We start from the raw sequence: 15,778 nt of genomic DNA, 5'->3' as shown, positions 1-15,778 counted from the left end.
AATCAGGCCAAATCGATTCAATGCTGAAAATATAAAAAGCCGCTCGAAAGCGGCTTGTTTTGCCAAGCGAAGTTGTTTACTTCTTCTGGCGGTACTTCCGGAGTGCCGCAATCTGCGCGGCCATCACTGCAAGTTCCGACTGGGCCATCGCGATGTCGATGTCGCTCTTGGCTTTCTTCAGCGCTTCCTCGGCCGACGCCTTGGACTGGTTCGCCTTCTCTTCGTCGAGGTCCTTGCCGCGAATGGCGGTGTCGGACAACACGGTGACGGCGTTCGGTTGGACTTCCAAGATGCCGCCGGCCACGAAGACGAACTCCTCGTTGCCGTCGGCCGTCTCGATGCGCACGGCACCGGGGCGGATGCGCGTGATCAGCGGCGTGTGGCGCGGAAAGATGCCGAGCTCGCCGGCTTCACCGGGCAGCGCGACGAACTTGGCCTCGCCCGAGAAGATGGACTCCTCGGCACTGACCACGTCGACGTGAATGGTGTTTGCCATCTGGATTCCTGTGCAGCCGCCTTAGGCGACCTTCTTGGCTTTCTCGAACGCTTCGTCGATCGAGCCGACCATGTAGAAAGCCTGCTCCGGCAGGTGGTCGGCTTCGCCGTTCACGATCATCTTGAAGCCGCGAATGGTTTCGGCCAGCGGCACGTACTTGCCGGGCGAACCCGTGAACACTTCGGCCACGTGGAAGGGTTGCGACAGGAAGCGCTGGATCTTCCGGGCGCGGGCCACGGCCAGCTTGTCGTCGGGGGCCAGTTCGTCCATGCCCAGAATGGCGATGATGTCGCGCAACTCCTTGTAGCGCTGCAGCGTGCCTTGCACGGCGCGGGCCACGTTGTAGTGCTCTTCGCCGACCACGTGCGGGTCGAGCTGGCGCGAGGTCGAGTCCAGCGGGTCCACGGCGGGGTAGATGCCCAGCGAAGCGATGTCGCGCGACAGCACCACGGTGGAGTCCAAGTGGGCGAAGGTCGTGGCGGGCGACGGGTCGGTCAAGTCATCGGCCGGCACGTACACGGCCTGGATCGAGGTGATCGAGCCGACCTTGGTTGACGTGATGCGCTCCTGCAGGCGGCCCATTTCCTCGGCCAACGTCGGCTGGTAGCCCACGGCGGAAGGCATGCGGCCCAGCAGTGCGGACACTTCGGTACCGGCCAGCGTGTAGCGGTAGATGTTGTCGACGAAGAACAGCACGTCGCGGCCTTCGTCGCGGAACGACTCGGCGATGGTCAGGCCGGTCAACGCCACGCGCAGACGGTTGCCGGGGGGCTCGTTCATCTGGCCGTAGACCATGGCGACCTTGGAGTCTTCGAGCTTCTCCAGGTTCACGACGCCGGAGTCGGCCATCTCGTGATAGAAGTCGTTGCCTTCGCGGGTGCGCTCACCCACGCCGGCGAACACCGACAGGCCCGAGTGCGCCTTGGCGATGTTGTTGATCAGCTCCATCATGTTCACGGTCTTGCCCACGCCGGCACCGCCGAACAGACCCACCTTGCCGCCCTTGGCGAACGGGCAGACCAGGTCGATCACCTTGATGCCGGTTTCGAGCAAGTCCTGCGAGGGCGACAGCTCGTCGTACACGGGTGCCTTGCGGTGGATGGAGGCGGTCAGCTCCTGGCCCACTTCGCCGCGCTCGTCGATCGGGCGACCCAGCACGTCCATGATGCGGCCCAGCGTGGCCTTGCCCACGGGCACCGTGATCGGCGCACCGGTGTTGGTCACCACGATGCCGCGGCGCAGGCCGTCGGACGAGCCCAGCGCGATGGTACGCACCACGCCGTCGCCGAGCTGCTGCTGCACTTCGAGGGTCAGGCCGCCTTCTTCGAACTTCAGGGCGTCGTACACCTTGGGCATCTTGTCGCGCGGGAATTCCACGTCGACCACGGCGCCGATGCACTGAACGATCTTGCCTTGCACTGCTGTTTCTTGAGCCATCATCTGCTCCGATAAAAATTGAATCTGGTTGTCGTCGATCGAGCGATTGAACGGGCGCTCAGACGCCTGCGGCCGCCGCAGCGCCCGACACGATCTCCGACAACTCCTTGGTGATACCGGCCTGGCGGGTCTTGTTGTAGACCAGCTTGAGTTCGTCGATCACGTTGCCCGCGTTGTCCGTGGCAGCCTTCATGGCGACCATGCGCGCCGACTGCTCCGAGGCCATGTTTTCCGCCACCGCCTGGTAGGCCAGCGACTCCACATAGCGCACCAGGAGTTCGTCGATCACGCTCTGCGCATCGGGCTCGTAGATGTAGTCCCACGAGTGCTGGCCCTTCTCCATCTTCAGAGAGTCGGCCGCCTGCGGGAGCAGCTGCTCCACCACCGACTCCTGGCGCATCGTGTTGATGAACTTGGTGTAGCAGAGATAGACCGCGCTGAGTTTGCCTTCGGCATACGCGTCGAGCAGCACCTTGACGGGGCCGATCAGCTTGTCGAGGTGCGGCTTGTCGCCCAGCTGGGTGACATGCGACACCACGCGAGCGCCGATGCGGTTGAGGAAGCCCAGGCCCTTGTTGCCGATGGCCACCGCCTCGATCGCATTGCCGGCCTGCTGCTGCTCGCGCAGCTTGGCGGTCACGGCACGCAGCACGTTGGTGTTCATGCCGCCGCACAGGCCCTTGTCGGTGGTCACCACGATGAAGCCCACGGCCTTGGCCTCGTTGGCCTTCATGAAGGCGTGGGTGTACTCCGGGTTCGCCTGGCCGAGGTTGGCCGCGATGTTGCGGATCTTCTCGCTGTAGGGCCGGGCCGCACGCATGCGTTCCTGCGCCTTGCGCATCTTCGACGCGGCCACCATTTCCATCGCCTTGGTGATCTTCTTGGTGTTCTCCACCGATTTGATCTTGCCGCGGATTTCCTTGCCGGCTGCCATTGGGACTACTCCTTCTCGATCAGGCGAAGGACTTCTTGAAGGAAGTGATCGCTGCTGTCAGTTCGGCTTCGGATTCCTTGTCGAGCGCCTTGGCTTGCTCGATCTTGTCGAGCAGGGGGCCGTGGCTGGACTTCAGGAACTGGTGCAGGCCATGCTCGAAGGGCAGCACCTGCTTGACGTCGAGGTCGTCCATGAAGCCCTTGTTCACGGCGAACAGCGACGCGCCCATCAGCGAGATGGACAGCGGGCTGTACTGTGCCTGCTTGAGCAGTTCGGTCACGCGGGCACCGCGGTCGAGCTGCTTGCGGGTGGCTTCGTCGAGGTCGGAAGCGAACTGCGCGAAGGCCGCAAGCTCGCGGTACTGCGCGAGGTCGGTACGAATACCGCCCGACAGGCCCTTGATGACCTTGGTCTGCGCCGACGAGCCCACGCGCGACACCGAGATACCGGCGTTGATGGCGGGACGGATGCCGGCGTTGAACAGGCTGGTTTCCAGGAAGATCTGGCCGTCGGTGATCGAGATCACGTTGGTCGGCACGAAGGCGGACACGTCGCCCGCTTGCGTTTCGATGATCGGCAGTGCGGTCAGCGAGCCGGTCTTGCCCTTGACTTCACCCTTGGTGAAGGCTTCGACGTAGTCGGCGTTCACGCGGGCGGCGCGCTCCAGCAGGCGGCTGTGGAGATAGAACACGTCGCCGGGGTAGGCTTCGCGGCCCGGCGGGCGGCGCAGCAGCAGCGAGACCTGACGGTAGGCAACGGCCTGCTTGGAGAGGTCGTCATAGACGATCAGCGCGTCCTGGCCGCGATCGCGGAAGTACTCGCCCATCGTGCAGCCCGAGTACGCTGCCACGTATTGCATGGCCGCCGATTCGGAGGCAGAAGCCGCCACCACGATGGTGTAGTCCATCGCACCGGCCTGTTCCAGCGCGCGCACCACGTTCTTGATCGACGAAGCCTTCTGGCCGATCGCGACGTAGACGCAGGTCATGTTCTGACCCTTCTGGTTGATGATCGCGTCGATCGCCACGGCCGACTTGCCGGTCTGGCGGTCGCCGATGATCAGCTCGCGCTGGCCGCGGCCGATCGGCACCATCGAGTCGATCGACTTGAGGCCGGTCTGCATCGGCTGGTCGACCGACTTACGTGCGATCACGCCCGGGGCGACCTTTTCGATCACGTCCGTCATCTTGGCGTTGACCGGACCCTTGCCGTCGATGGGCTGGCCCAGCGCATTGACCACGCGGCCGATGAGTTCGGGGCCGACCGGCACTTCCAGGATGCGGCTCGTGCACTTGACGGTGTCGCCTTCCGAGATGTGCTCGTACTCGCCCAAGATCACGGCGCCGACCGAGTCACGCTCGAGGTTCAGCGCCAGGCCGAACGAAGGAGTGCCGTCCGCCGTGGGCGGGAACTCGAGCATTTCGCCCTGCATCGCGTCCGACAGGCCGTGCACGCGCACGATGCCGTCGGTCACCGACACCACGGTGCCTTCGTTGCGGATGTTCGCGCTGACGCCCAGGCCCTCGATGCGGCTCTTGATCAGCTCGGAGATTTCTGCGGGATTGAGTTGCATGACTCTTTCCTTCTTTCGTTGAGGGGGCTGGCGGCCTCAGGCTGCCAGCGCAACTTTCATTTGTTCGAGGCGAGCCTTGACGGAGGTGTCGAGCACCTCGTCGCCGACCACCACGCGGATGCCACCGATGAGCGACGGATCTTCCTGCACGCTCACCTGCAACTTGCGGCCGAAGCGCTTTTCGAGCGCGGCGGACACGCCACCGAGCGCGGCAGCATCGATCGGGAAGGCGCTGTAGACCACGGCGTCGGACGAGCCGCTCTGCGCATTCGCGAGCGCGCGGAACTGCCGAGCGATCTCGGGCAGCGCGGCGAAGCGGCCGTTCTCGAGCAGCGCCAGCAGGAAGTTGCTGGCGGGCGCGGGCAGCGCCTGTCCGTTGGCGCCGGCGATCACGCCAAGCACCTGGTCGGGCGTGGCCTTCGGGTTGTCGGCGAACTGCTGCAGCTCGGGGTTGGCGGCGATGGCCGCCACTCTTTCGAGCCAGGCGCCGGCGCCGGCGAGATCCGACGAGGACGCCTTGAACAGCGCTTCGGCGTAGGGGCGTGCGATGGTCGCGAGTTCAGCCATGGCGTCGGGTCAGAGTTCGGTCTGCAGGCGGGCCAGCAAATCGGCGTGGACGGCCGGATTCACTTCCTTGCGCAGGATCTGCTCGGCGCCCTTGACGGCCAGCACGGCCACCTGCTCGCGCAGGGCTTCGCGCGCCTTCACGGCTTGCTGCTCGGCTTCGGCGCGGGCGGCTGCGACGATCTTGCTGCCTTCTTCCGTGGCGCGGGCCTTGGCCTCTTCAACGATGGCCTGCGCACGACGTTCGGCATCGGCAAGACGTTGCGCGGATTCGTTGCGCGCCTTGCCCAGTTCGACTTCCACCCGCTTGTCCGCCTCGGACAGCGCGGCTTTGGCCTTGTCGGCGGCGGCCAGGCCGTCGGCGATCTTCTGGGCACGCTCGTCCAGCGCCTTGGCGATCGGCGGCCACACGTACTTCATCGTGAACCCGACAAGAATCAGGAACACGATCATCTGGACGATCAGGGTACCGGTAATGCTCACTTTTCACCCTCTCAGTGGGATTGAATCCGAAGCCGCTTCCTTGGGAAACGACAAGGGTTCGACGAGAAGACTCGGACGATTACTTCGGCAGGTTCGCGATTTGCGCGAGGAACGGGTTGGCGGTGGCGAACCACAGCGCGATACCGGTACCGATGATGAACGCCGCGTCGATCAGGCCGGCCAGCAGGAACATCTTGGTCTGGAGTTCACCCATCAGTTCGGGTTGGCGGGCAGCCGACTCGAGGTACTTGCTGCCCATGATGCCGATACCGATACAGGCACCGACAGCGCCGAGACCGATGATCAGGCCGGCGGCCAGGGCGACAAAGCTAATAACTTCCATGATGACTCCTAGGGACTTTGGTTGAAGAGAAAAGGGAAAGACGAAAAAGAAAAACGTGCGCGATCAATGTGCAATCAACGAGCGACCCGCATCCGATCAGTGTGCGTCGTGCGCCTGGCCGACGTACACGAGCGTGAGCATCATGAACACGAAGGCCTGCAGGGTGATGATCAGGATGTGGAAGATGGCCCAAGCGGTGCCGGCGATGACGTGGCCCAGCGCGAGCAGGACGCCGGTGGCCGAGAGCGTGAACGCCCCACCCATCAGCGCGATCAGCAGGAAGATCAGTTCGCCGGCGTACATGTTGCCGAACAGCCGCATGCCGTGCGACACGGTCTTGGCGATGAACTCGATGAGCTGCATCGCAAAGTTGAAGGGATAGAGCGCCCAGTGGTTGCCGAAGGGGGCGGTGAAGAGCTCGTGAACCCAGCCACCGATGCCCTTGATCTTGACGTTGTAGTAGAGGCAGATCAGCAGCACTGCCACCGACAGGCCCATGGCGACCGACAGGTCGGCGGTGGGCACGACGCGCAGGTAGGCGTGGTGCGGGTCGCCGTGGATCAGGCCGAAGATCCAGGGCAGCAGATCGACCGGCAACAGGTCCATCGCGTTGAGCATGAAGATCCACACGAAGACGGTGAGTGCCAGCGGGGCGACGAACTTGCGGCTGGTCGCGTTGTGGACGATGCCCTTGGCTTGCTGGTCGACCACCTCGACCAGAATTTCCACCGCGGCCTGGAAGCGACCCGGCACGCCCGAGGTCGCCTTGCGAGCGCCGAGCCACAGCAGCCAGCAACCCAGCACACCGAGCAAGACTGCGAAGAAGATGGAGTCGTAGTTGAAAACCGAGAAGTCGGCAACACCTGCCGGCTTGGAGCTTTGAAGATGGGTCAAGTGGTGAACGATGTATTCACCAGCGGTCTGACCATGTTCCGCAGCGTTTTCAGCAGCCATCCGTTCACTCATCTCTAAGGTTTAGGGGCGTTGGGCTTCAGCATCACTGCCACCCACGCCGCTTTCATTGTCACTACCAGGCCGATCAGCATGGCTGGCCAGCTCAGTTCCGCAACCAGTCTCGGCGCGGCGAGCAACATCGCCACCGACAAGACCAGCTTCACCAATTCCCACAAGAAGAACCCGAGCACCGCGGTGCCCGCATTCAACGAAGAAAATCTCCCGGTCAGCCCTCTTGCGAACACCGCGGCGGGAATGACCACCGCCAGTGCGCCGTAGCCGGCGGACCATCCCACACTCTGCTTACCCGACAGGGCCCAGGCGACCAACGCCACCAGCACCCCTGCAACGATCTGGATCGCGATCACGCGCCAGGGCGAGATCAGCGGCTTCCGTTCGCGCAGCCGCTGCGCTTCTTCGGCATTCAGCGGCTTGAAGTCGACATCTGGATCCTGCCCGCCCCAATCATCTTCTTGGCGGACATTCTCATCGCGGGCCATTGTTTTCATATCGTAATGAAGCCCCGATGACGACCCAGAATTTTCACAAAGCCGCTGATTATAAGTAGAAACCCACGGCACTCCGCCAGCTTCCGGTCAGGTTCGACAACACCCGGTCATCGAACGGGCCAAGGCCCGCGTGTTGGAAAGCCCGTTCGAGCCCCCACCATAATCCCTCATGCATCCGATCGTCGACGCCCTCCCCACCTCTCTCTGTTACCTCGACGGCGACTACACACCCCTGCGCGACGCCCGCATCAGCGTACTCGATCGCGGCTTCATCTTCGGCGACGGCGTGTACGAAGTGGTGCCAGTCTACGGCGGCGTTCCTTTCTGCTTCGACGAGCACATGGCCCGGCTCGACCGCTCGCTGTCGGAACTGCGCGTGCCCAATCCGTTGTCGCACGAAGCATGGCTGGCCATCGCGATGCGTCTGATCGAGGCCAGCCCGCCCGCCGAACGCGCATCGATGCAGGGCATCTACATCCAGGTCACGCGCGGCGTGGCACCGCGCGAGCATGCGATGCCGCAGGGCCTCGTTCCCACGGTGTTCATGATGCTCAACCCCCTGAAGCCGATCACCGACACCGTGCGCACCCAGGGCGTGGCCTGCGTCAGTGCGCACGACTTCCGCTGGCAGAAGGCGCACATCAAGGCCACGAGCCTGCTGGGTGCCGTGCTGGCGCGGCAGATCAGCGTGGAGGCCGGTGCGGCCGAGACCATCATGTTCCGCGGCGACTGGCTCAGCGAGGCATCGTCGAGCAACGTCTGGGTGGTGAAGGACGGCGCCGTGGCCGGCCCGCCGAAGGACCAACTGGTGCTCGCGGGCATTCGCTACAACCTGATCGAACGCATCTGCGCCGAAGCCCGCATTGCGTTTTCGCTGCGGCCTGTTCATCGCGACGAAGTCTTCGGCGCCGACGAGTTGTTGATCTCCTCGGCCAGCAAGGAAGTGCAGCCCGTGGTCACGCTCGACGGCCGACCCATCGGCGATGGCCGCGTGGGGCCGGTGCATCGGGCCATCGATGCCGGCTATCAGCGCGCCAAGCAACGCAGCGCGCAGCAACAAGGAGTCACCGCATGACCGAGCCCACCGACAAGCAAACCGACACGCCCGCCGATGCCCGCAAGGACTCGCTGATCGAGTACCCCTCCAAGTTCCCGATCAAGGTGATGGGCGCGAAAGTGGACGGCTTCGTGAACGCCGTCACCCAGATCGCCGAACGCTTCGACCCGGGCTTCGACGCCAGCACCGTCGAGCTGCGCCCGAGCAGCGCCGGCAACTACCTGGGCGTGACGATCACCGTCACCGCCACCAGCCGCGAGCAGCTCGACGACATCTACCGCGCGCTGACCGCGAACCCGATGGTCAAGGTGGTGCTGTGACCCTCGAAGTCGACTGGCTCGGCCAGGTCGACTACCTCCCGACCTTCGCTGCGATGCAACGGCTCACGCAGGGCCGCACGGCCGATTCGGCCGATCTGCTCTGGCTGTGCGAGCACCCACCCGTCTATACCCAGGGCCTTGCAGGCCGCGCCGGCCACGTCCTCGCGCCGGGCGCGATCCCGGTCGTGCAGACCGACCGCGGCGGCCAGGTCACCTACCACGGGCCCGGCCAGGTGGTGGCCTATCCGCTGATCGACCTGAAGCGCGCCGGCTACTACGTCAAGGAATACGTCTACCGTATCGAGGAATCGGTGATCCGCACGCTGGCGCACTTCGGCGTCACCGGCCACCGCGTGGGCGGCGCCCCGGGCATCTACGTGCGGCTGGACGACCCTTTTTCGCATGCCGCGCTCACCGGACCGGCCCACCCAGCCGACCCGTTTCGCGGCCTCGGCAAGATCGCCGCGCTGGGCATCAAGATCAGCCGCCACTGCACCTACCACGGCGTCGCATTCAACGTGGAAATGGACCTCGAACCCTTCGCCCGCATCGATCCCTGCGGCTACGCTGGCCTGACGACGGTCGACCTTTCTACAATCGGCGTCCAGACAAGCTGGGACGAGGCCGCACGCGTACTGGCCGCCAAGCTCGCCGTCTACCTCGCACCCTGACCCCTACCCACGCACCATCATGAGCACCACCGAAGTCGTCCGCGACGCCCAAGGGGCCGCCACCTACAACCCGCTGGCCAAGCAGAAGGCCGCCGCCAAGCTGTCGCGCATCCCGGTCAAGGTGGTGCAGGCCGAAGTGCTCAAGAAGCCCGAGTGGATCCGCGTCAAGGCCGGCAGCCCCAGCACCCGCTTCTACGAGATCAAGCAGATCCTGCGCGAAAGCAACCTGCACACGGTCTGCGAAGAAGCCTCCTGCCCCAACATCGGCGAATGCTTCGGCAAGGGCACGGCCACTTTCATGATCATGGGCGACAAGTGCACGCGGCGCTGCCCCTTCTGCGACGTGGGCCACGGCCGCCCCGACCCGCTCGACAAGGACGAGCCGCTCAACCTCGCCAAGACCATCGCGAAGCTGCGCCTCAAGTACGTGGTGATCACCAGCGTCGACCGCGACGACCTGCGCGACGGCGGCAGCCAGCATTTCGTGGACTGCATCAGCAACATCCGCGAGCTCTCGCCGCAGACGCAGATCGAAATCCTCGTGCCCGACTTCCGCGGCCGCGACGACCGCGCGCTCAACATCCTCAAGTCCGCACCGCCGGACGTGATGAACCACAACCTCGAGACCGCGCCGCGCCTTTACAAGGAAGCACGCCCGGGCAGCGACTACCAGTTCAGCCTCAACCTGCTCAAGAAGTTCAAGGCGCTCCACCCGAAAGTGCCGACCAAGAGCGGCATCATGGTCGGCCTGGGCGAGACCGACGAAGAAATCCTGCAGGTCATGCGCGACATGCGTGCGCACGACATCGACATGCTGACCATCGGCCAGTACCTGTCGCCCAGCAACAGCCACCTGCCGGTGAGGCGCTACGTCCACCCCGACACCTTCAAGATGTTCGAGGAAGAGGCCTACAAGATGGGCTTCAGCCATGCCGCCGTCGGCGCGATGGTGCGCAGCAGCTACCACGCCGATCAGCAGGCGCACGCCGCAGGGGTCTGAAGCGGAGACACGCGCATGGAGGCGCTCCAGGCCGCTTTGGGCCGCGACTTCGGCCTCATCGCCGACCTGATCCACCTTCATGCGCACGCGTCGCCTCGCAGGCCGGCGCTGGTCGACCCCGACATCCAACTCGACTACGGCGCGCTCGACGCGCTGATGGACCGCATCGCCGCGGCCCTGCAGCGCGACGGGCTGCGCGCCGGTGACGCGATCGCGGTGTGCGCCGCGTCCGGCACGCGCTACGCAGCGCTGTTCCTGGGCGCCTTGCGTGCGGGCATCGCGGTCGCGCCGCTTGCACCGAGCGCCACGCCCGCCAGCCTGGCGCGCATGACCGAAGACGCGCAAGCGCGCATCCTGTTCCTCGATGCCACGACCGCCGACACCTTCGGCGCACCGGCTCCGGGTGACATCCCACGGGTGGCGCTCGACGGCAGTTCGGCCGGACGCGCCTTCGACGCCTGGCTCGCACCCGAGGGCACGCGGCCCGAAGCGGTGACGCCGCAACCGTCCTGGCCCTTCAACATCATCTATTCCTCCGGCACCACCGGCGAGCCGAAGGGCATCGTGCAGGGGCACGGCATGCGCTGGTCGCACGTGCGGCGCGGCGCGAAGTACGAGTACGGCGCCGACACCGTCACGCTGCTGTCGACCCCGCTCTACTCGAACACCACACTGGTGGTCTTTTTCCCCACGCTGGCCTACGGCGGCTGCGTGGTGCTGATGCCGAAGTTCGACGCCGCGGCCTACCTGGCCCTGGCCGAGCGGCACCGCGTCACGCACACCATGCTCGTGCCGGTGCAGTACCAGCGCCTGATGGCGCATGCGGGCTTCGATGCCCACGACCTCTCGCGATTCCGATTCAAGTTCAGCACCAGCGCCCCCTTCGGCGCCGCGCTCAAGGCCGACGTGCTGAAGCGCTGGCCCGGCGGCCTGGTCGAGTTCTACGGCATGACGGAAGGCGGCGGCACCTGCATCCTCGAAGCCCACCTGCACCCCGACAAGCTGCACACGGTGGGCCGCCCCGCCGAAGGCAGCGACATCCGGCTCATCGACGATGCCGGCCTTGAAGCGCCGCAGGGCGAGGCCGGCGAGGTGGTCGGTCACTCGGCCGGCATGATGGTTGGCTACCACCGCCAGCCCGAGAAGACACGCGAGGCCGAGTGGTTCGACGCCACCGGCAAGCGCTTCATCCGCACCGGCGATGTCGGCCGCTTCGATCCCGATGGCTTCCTGACCCTGTTCGATCGCAAGAAGGACATGATCATCAGCGGCGGCTTCAACATCTACCCGAGCGACCTCGAAGCCGTGCTGCGCGGCCATGCGGCGGTGGCCGAAGCCGCGGTGGTCGGCGTGCCCTCCGAACAATGGGGCGAGACGCCGGTGGCCTTCGTGGTGCGCCGCGACGGCCACGACACCTCGGCCGATGCGCTGCTGCAGTGGGCCAATGCCCAGCTCGGCAAGACCCAGCGACTGGCCCGCCTGCACCTCATCGACGAGCTGCCGCGCAGCGCGATCGGCAAGGTGCTCAAGCGCGAATTGCGTGAGCGCGACGCCGTCTGACGCCGCGGGCGAGCACGGCGGCGGCGGCAACGGCCTGCTGTGGGTGCTGCTGGCCGTCGCGGTCGTCTTCGCCATCGTGCAGCCCAGGCCGCCGCAGGACTACCTGAAGCTGGTCGACTGGCAGACGCTGGGCGCGCTGGCCGGCCTGCTGGCCATCACGCAGGGCGTGGAGCGCAGCGGGGTGCTGCAGTCCGTCGCGGCGCGCTTGCTGGCCCGCACCACCGAGTTGCGCCATCTGGTCTACCTCCTGGTCGCGGCGGCGGCCGGCCTGTCGGCGCTGGTCACCAACGACGTGAGCCTGTTCCTCCTGGTGCCGCTCACACGCGTGCTGGCCGCGCAAGCGCACCTGCCATTGGCGCGGCTGGTGGTGCTGGAGGCGCTGGCCGTCAATGCCGGCTCGGCCCTCACGCCCATCGGCAACCCGCAGAACCTGTATCTCTGGCACAAGTCGGGCGAAAGCTTCATCGGCTTCATGGGGATGATGGCGCCGACCGTGGCCGTGATGCTCTTCTGGGTGTTCGTGGCCGTGCGCTTCCTGGTGCCGCGCGTGGCGATCGAGCTCAAGCCCATGGGCGAAGCGGCGCCCTCGCAGCCGCGTCTGCTGGCGCTGTCGGCCGTGCTCTTCGTCGCCTTCGTCGTCGCGCTCGACCAGCGCTGGATGCTCGCCGGCCTGGCCCTCGTGTTCGGCGCCTTCCTCCTGATCCGACCGCGCGTGCTGCTGGGCATCGACTGGACGCTGCTGCTGATCATCGCGCTCATGTTCGTCGACCTGCGGCAGCTGGCCGACCTGCCCCGCATCGCCACGCTGCTGCAGCAGTGGCCGATCGCCGAGGGCTGGCGCGCCTATCTGGCCGCCATCGCCGCATCGCAGCTCATCAGCAACGTGCCCGCCACCATCCTGCTCGACCGCTACGTGCACGACCTGCCGGCCCTGGCCGCCGGCGTGAGCGTGGGCGGCTTCGGCTGCGTGCTGGGGTCGCTGGCCAACCTGATCGCGCTGCGGCTGGCGAAGGTGCCGCACGGCCTGCGGGAGTTTCACCGCATCGCGATTCCGTTCCTGCTGGTCTGCGCCGCGTCGGCCGTGCTCCTGCGCATCTAGGCCGGTGCCGAGCGCGGCGCAGGGCGGCAGCGTGGACATGCGCCAGCCCTGCAGCGGACAATGGCCGCGCCGATGGACACGCGCCACCTCCCTGCCCCGCTGCACCCGCTCTCGCTGCGCCGCTACGGCGCCTCGCGCGGCAGCCACGCGCACGACCATTTCCAGGTGCTGGTCGGGCTGGAGGGCGTGCTCGACCTGGAGGTGGAAGGCCGCGGCCTGCGCCTCGGTGCCGGCGAAGGCCACGTGGTGGCGCCGGGCGATCGCCACGACTTCGAATCACTCGACGGCAGCCATTGCCTGGTGCTCGACACGCCCCTGGCGCTGTGGTCGCCCTTCGCCGGCCAGGGTCCGCATGCGCCGCGGCTGTTGCCGCTCGCGCGCTACCTGGCCGAATGCCTGGCCTCGCCGACGCCATCTCCGCTCGCGCTGCACCATGCGCCCGCGCTGCTGCTCGAGGCCTGGGGGCCCGCCAACGCGACACCGCGCGGCCGCACCATCGACTGGGCCGCACTCGCGAGTTGGGCGCAGGCGCGCTGGCACCAGCCGCTGGGCGTTGCCGACCTCGCCGCCTTCGCCTGCCTCAGCCCCAGCCAGTTCGCGCAGCGCTGCCGCGACGAACAGGGCATGAGCGCCATGCATTGGCTGCGCGCGCAGCGACTGCTCCAGGCGCGCCAACTGCGCGGCAGCGGCATGAGCGTGGCCGAGACTGCGCGCCGCACCGGCTATCGCTCGCCGTCCGCGCTCACCGCGGCCCTGCGCCGAAGTGCCGACCCCGACGCAGACATCTGATCGCGCCGCGAACCGTCGTCGCGCGACGACGAACCAGCGCCCTGCGATGGCCGCGCCGCTTAAGCTCTTCGGCCATGTCGTCCACGCTCTACGCCCTCGCCGCCATCGCCTTGTGGGCCACGCTCGCCTCGATCGGCACCGCGCTCGCGCACCTGCCGCCCTTCCTGCTCACCGGCCTGGCCTTGATCATCGGCAGCGTGATGAGCTGGCCCCTCGCGCTGCGCGATCGCCAGGCCTGGGCCGTGCCGCCGCGCACGCTGGCCCTGGGCATCTACGGCCTCTTCGGCTTCCACTTTCTGCTGTTCACCGCGCTGCGGCATGCGCCGCCGGTGGAAGTCAACCTGGTCAACTACCTGTGGCCGCTGTTCATCGTGGTGCTGGCGCCGCTGCTGCTGCCGGGCCTGTCGCTGCGTCCGCTGCACCTGGTGGCGGCCGTGCTGGGTTTCGCCGGAGCAGCCATCGCGATCCTGGGCGCTCGCAGCGCGTCGACGGGCAGCGCGGACCTGGGGTACTGGGGCTTCGTGCCCGCGCTGGGCTCGGCCTTCATCTGGGCCAGCTATTCGCTGTGGACGAAACGCGTGAAGGCCTTCCCCACCAGCGCCATCGGCCTGTTCGGCCTGGTCTCGGGCGCACTCGCACTCGGCTGCCACGCCTTGCTGGAGCCGCAGGCGACGCTGTCCACGCGCGACTGGCTGCTGGTCGCGCTGTGCGGCCTCGGCCCGCTCGGCGCCGCCTTCTTCCTGTGGGACCTGGCCCTGAAGCGCGGCGACGCGCGGCAGATCGGCATCCTGAGCTACATCACGCCGCTGGCCTCGACGGCACTGCTGATGCTCGTCACGCAACGCCCCCTGAGCTGGACCATCGCGGTGGCGGCGGTGCTGATCCTGACGGCGGCGGTGATGGGGTCGTGGGTGCGGGCCTAGGGCAGCCTATTCGTCAGCCACCTTGAGCACCAGCTTCCCGAAGTTCTCCCCGGTGAACAGCTTCGTCAACGCCTCCGGAAAGGTGTCGATCCCCTCCACCACGTCCTCGCGGCTCTTCATGCGGCCGTCTTTGAGGTAGCCGGCCATCTCGGCCACGGCCACGTGGTAGCGGTCGGCGTAGTCGAAGACCACCATGCCCTGCATGCGGGCGCGGTTCACGAGCAGGCTCAGGTAGTTCTTGGGGCCCTGGGCGGGGGCGCTGTTCGCGTTGTTGTACTGGCTGATGGCGCCGCAGATGATGATGCGGGCGTTGCGTGCCAGCCGCGCCAGGGCGGCGTCGAGGATTTCGCCGCCGACGTTGTCGAAGTAGATGTCGATGCCCTTGGGGCAATGCGTCTTCAGGCCGTCGCGCACGGCCGAGGGGCCGGCCTTGTAGTCGATGCAGGCGTCGAAGCCCAGCTCTTCGACCACCCAGTCGCACTTGGCCTGGCCGCCGGCGATGCCGATCGCGCGGCAGCCCTTGATCTTGGCGAGCTGGCCCACCGTCTGGCCGACCGCGCCGGCGGCGCCCGACACGACGACCGTGTCGCCGGCCTTCGGCTCGCCGATGTCCATCAGGCCGAAGTAGCCGGTCATGCCGGGCATGCCCAGCACGTTGAGCCACTGCGTGACGCTGCCGGCGCGCAGGTCGATCTTCGTCAGGCCGTTCCGCTTGATCTCCTCCTGCGGCACCAGGATGTACTCCTGCACGCCCAGCGAGCCGTAGACGGTGTCGCCGACCGCGAAGGCCGGGTTGCGAGACGCCACCACGCGGCCGACGCCGCCGGCGCGCATCACGGCACCGATCTCGACCGGCGGGATGTAGCTCTTGCCTTCGTTCATCCAGCCGCGCATGGCCGGATCGAGCGACAACGACAGCGTCTTGACCAGCACGCCGCCCTCGGCCGGCTCGCCCACCGGCTCGGTGGTGAACTGCCAGTTGTCACGCGTGGCGGCCCCCTCGGGGCGCTTGGCGAGGCGGACCTGACGATTGCTCTGGGTGCTGCTCATGGGCTGTCTCCTGCGG

Annotated in this window: 18 protein-coding genes; 8 read left to right on the top strand and 10 right to left on the bottom strand. The window is 66.6% G+C overall.

Annotated elements, in window-relative coordinates; genetic code table 11:
- Positions 1-76: 76 nt before the first annotated feature.
- The 9 genes from B0W80_RS04750 to B0W80_RS04710 all read right to left on the bottom strand — a co-directional run bounded on the left by B0W80_RS04750 (position 77) and on the right by B0W80_RS04710 (position 7,293).
- Entirely contained in the window at positions 77-496 is a 420-nt protein-coding gene (locus B0W80_RS04750; RefSeq protein WP_076997956.1) for a F0F1 ATP synthase subunit epsilon, read from the bottom strand.
- Positions 497-517: 21 nt separating this feature from the next.
- Positions 518-1,933 (bottom strand): F0F1 ATP synthase subunit beta, encoded by a 1,416-nt coding sequence (gene atpD / locus B0W80_RS04745; protein ID WP_076998035.1) that lies wholly within the window; start codon positions 1,931-1,933, stop codon positions 518-520.
- 58 nt (positions 1,934-1,991) lie between these two features.
- Complete coding sequence (gene atpG / locus B0W80_RS04740; protein ID WP_076997955.1) at positions 1,992-2,867, bottom strand: F0F1 ATP synthase subunit gamma; 876 nt, start codon at positions 2,865-2,867, stop codon at positions 1,992-1,994.
- A gap of 19 nt (positions 2,868-2,886) precedes the next feature.
- On the bottom strand, positions 2,887-4,440 hold the full coding sequence (gene atpA / locus B0W80_RS04735) for a F0F1 ATP synthase subunit alpha (protein WP_076997954.1): 1,554 nt from the start codon (positions 4,438-4,440) through the stop codon (positions 2,887-2,889).
- Between the two features lie 36 nt (positions 4,441-4,476).
- Complete coding sequence (locus tag B0W80_RS04730) at positions 4,477-5,007, bottom strand: F0F1 ATP synthase subunit delta (RefSeq protein ID WP_076997953.1); 531 nt, start codon at positions 5,005-5,007, stop codon at positions 4,477-4,479.
- 9 nt (positions 5,008-5,016) lie between these two features.
- Positions 5,017-5,487 (bottom strand): F0F1 ATP synthase subunit B, encoded by a 471-nt coding sequence (locus B0W80_RS04725; protein WP_076997952.1) that lies wholly within the window; start codon positions 5,485-5,487, stop codon positions 5,017-5,019.
- Positions 5,488-5,566: 79 nt separating this feature from the next.
- The gene (atpE, locus tag B0W80_RS04720; RefSeq protein ID WP_007830191.1) at positions 5,567-5,830 is read right to left on the bottom strand and encodes a F0F1 ATP synthase subunit C; all 264 of its coding nucleotides are present in this window, start codon (positions 5,828-5,830) and stop codon (positions 5,567-5,569) included.
- 96 nt (positions 5,831-5,926) lie between these two features.
- Positions 5,927-6,784, bottom strand: a complete 858-nt coding sequence (gene atpB / locus B0W80_RS04715; RefSeq protein WP_076997951.1) for a F0F1 ATP synthase subunit A — start codon at positions 6,782-6,784, stop codon at positions 5,927-5,929.
- A 14-nt stretch (positions 6,785-6,798) separates the two neighbouring features.
- Positions 6,799-7,293, bottom strand: coding sequence for an ATP synthase subunit I (locus B0W80_RS04710; protein ID WP_076997950.1), 495 nt, complete (start codon positions 7,291-7,293; stop codon positions 6,799-6,801).
- Positions 7,294-7,462: 169 nt separating this feature from the next.
- Here B0W80_RS04710 and B0W80_RS04705 point away from each other — a divergent pair, with 169 nt between their 5' ends.
- From B0W80_RS04705 to B0W80_RS04670, 8 genes are all read left to right on the top strand, one after another.
- A complete protein-coding gene (locus B0W80_RS04705; RefSeq protein WP_076997949.1) occupies positions 7,463-8,368 on the top strand; it encodes an aminotransferase class IV in 906 nt (301 codons plus the stop codon).
- Positions 8,365-8,670, top strand: coding sequence for a YbeD family protein (locus tag B0W80_RS04700; RefSeq protein WP_076997948.1), 306 nt, complete (start codon positions 8,365-8,367; stop codon positions 8,668-8,670). Before B0W80_RS04705 ends, B0W80_RS04700 begins: the two co-directional genes overlap by 4 nt.
- Entirely contained in the window at positions 8,667-9,341 is a 675-nt protein-coding gene (lipB, locus tag B0W80_RS04695; protein ID WP_076997947.1) for a lipoyl(octanoyl) transferase LipB, read from the top strand. Before B0W80_RS04700 ends, lipB begins: the two co-directional genes overlap by 4 nt.
- Positions 9,342-9,360: 19 nt before the next feature.
- Positions 9,361-10,341 (top strand): lipoyl synthase, encoded by a 981-nt coding sequence (gene lipA, locus B0W80_RS04690; RefSeq protein WP_076997946.1) that lies wholly within the window; start codon positions 9,361-9,363, stop codon positions 10,339-10,341.
- A gap of 15 nt (positions 10,342-10,356) precedes the next feature.
- Positions 10,357-11,901 carry a class I adenylate-forming enzyme family protein gene (locus tag B0W80_RS04685; protein WP_076997945.1) on the top strand — a complete coding sequence of 515 codons (1,545 nt, stop codon included), beginning with the start codon at positions 10,357-10,359 and terminating at the stop codon, positions 11,899-11,901.
- Complete coding sequence (locus tag B0W80_RS04680) at positions 11,882-13,000, top strand: SLC13 family permease (protein WP_076997944.1); 1,119 nt, start codon at positions 11,882-11,884, stop codon at positions 12,998-13,000. The genes B0W80_RS04685 and B0W80_RS04680 overlap by 20 nt, the downstream gene beginning before the upstream one ends.
- Positions 13,001-13,072: 72 nt before the next feature.
- On the top strand, positions 13,073-13,789 hold the full coding sequence (locus B0W80_RS04675; RefSeq protein WP_143684479.1) for an AraC family transcriptional regulator: 717 nt from the start codon (positions 13,073-13,075) through the stop codon (positions 13,787-13,789).
- Between the two features lie 74 nt (positions 13,790-13,863).
- Positions 13,864-14,712, top strand: coding sequence for a DMT family transporter (locus tag B0W80_RS04670; RefSeq protein WP_076997942.1), 849 nt, complete (start codon positions 13,864-13,866; stop codon positions 14,710-14,712).
- A 6-nt stretch (positions 14,713-14,718) separates the two neighbouring features.
- On the opposite strand, the gene B0W80_RS04665 is transcribed toward B0W80_RS04670, so the two are convergent.
- Positions 14,719-15,762: an NADP-dependent oxidoreductase gene (locus B0W80_RS04665; RefSeq protein WP_076997941.1), complete on the bottom strand. Its 1,044-nt coding sequence runs from the start codon at positions 15,760-15,762 to the stop codon at positions 14,719-14,721.
- Positions 15,763-15,778: the final 16 nt, after the last annotated feature.

This window comes from Variovorax sp. KK3, assembly GCF_001984055.1.
Taxonomy (GTDB): Bacteria; Pseudomonadota; Gammaproteobacteria; order Burkholderiales; family Burkholderiaceae_C; genus Variovorax.
This window is presented reverse-complemented; position numbering and strand designations above follow the sequence as displayed.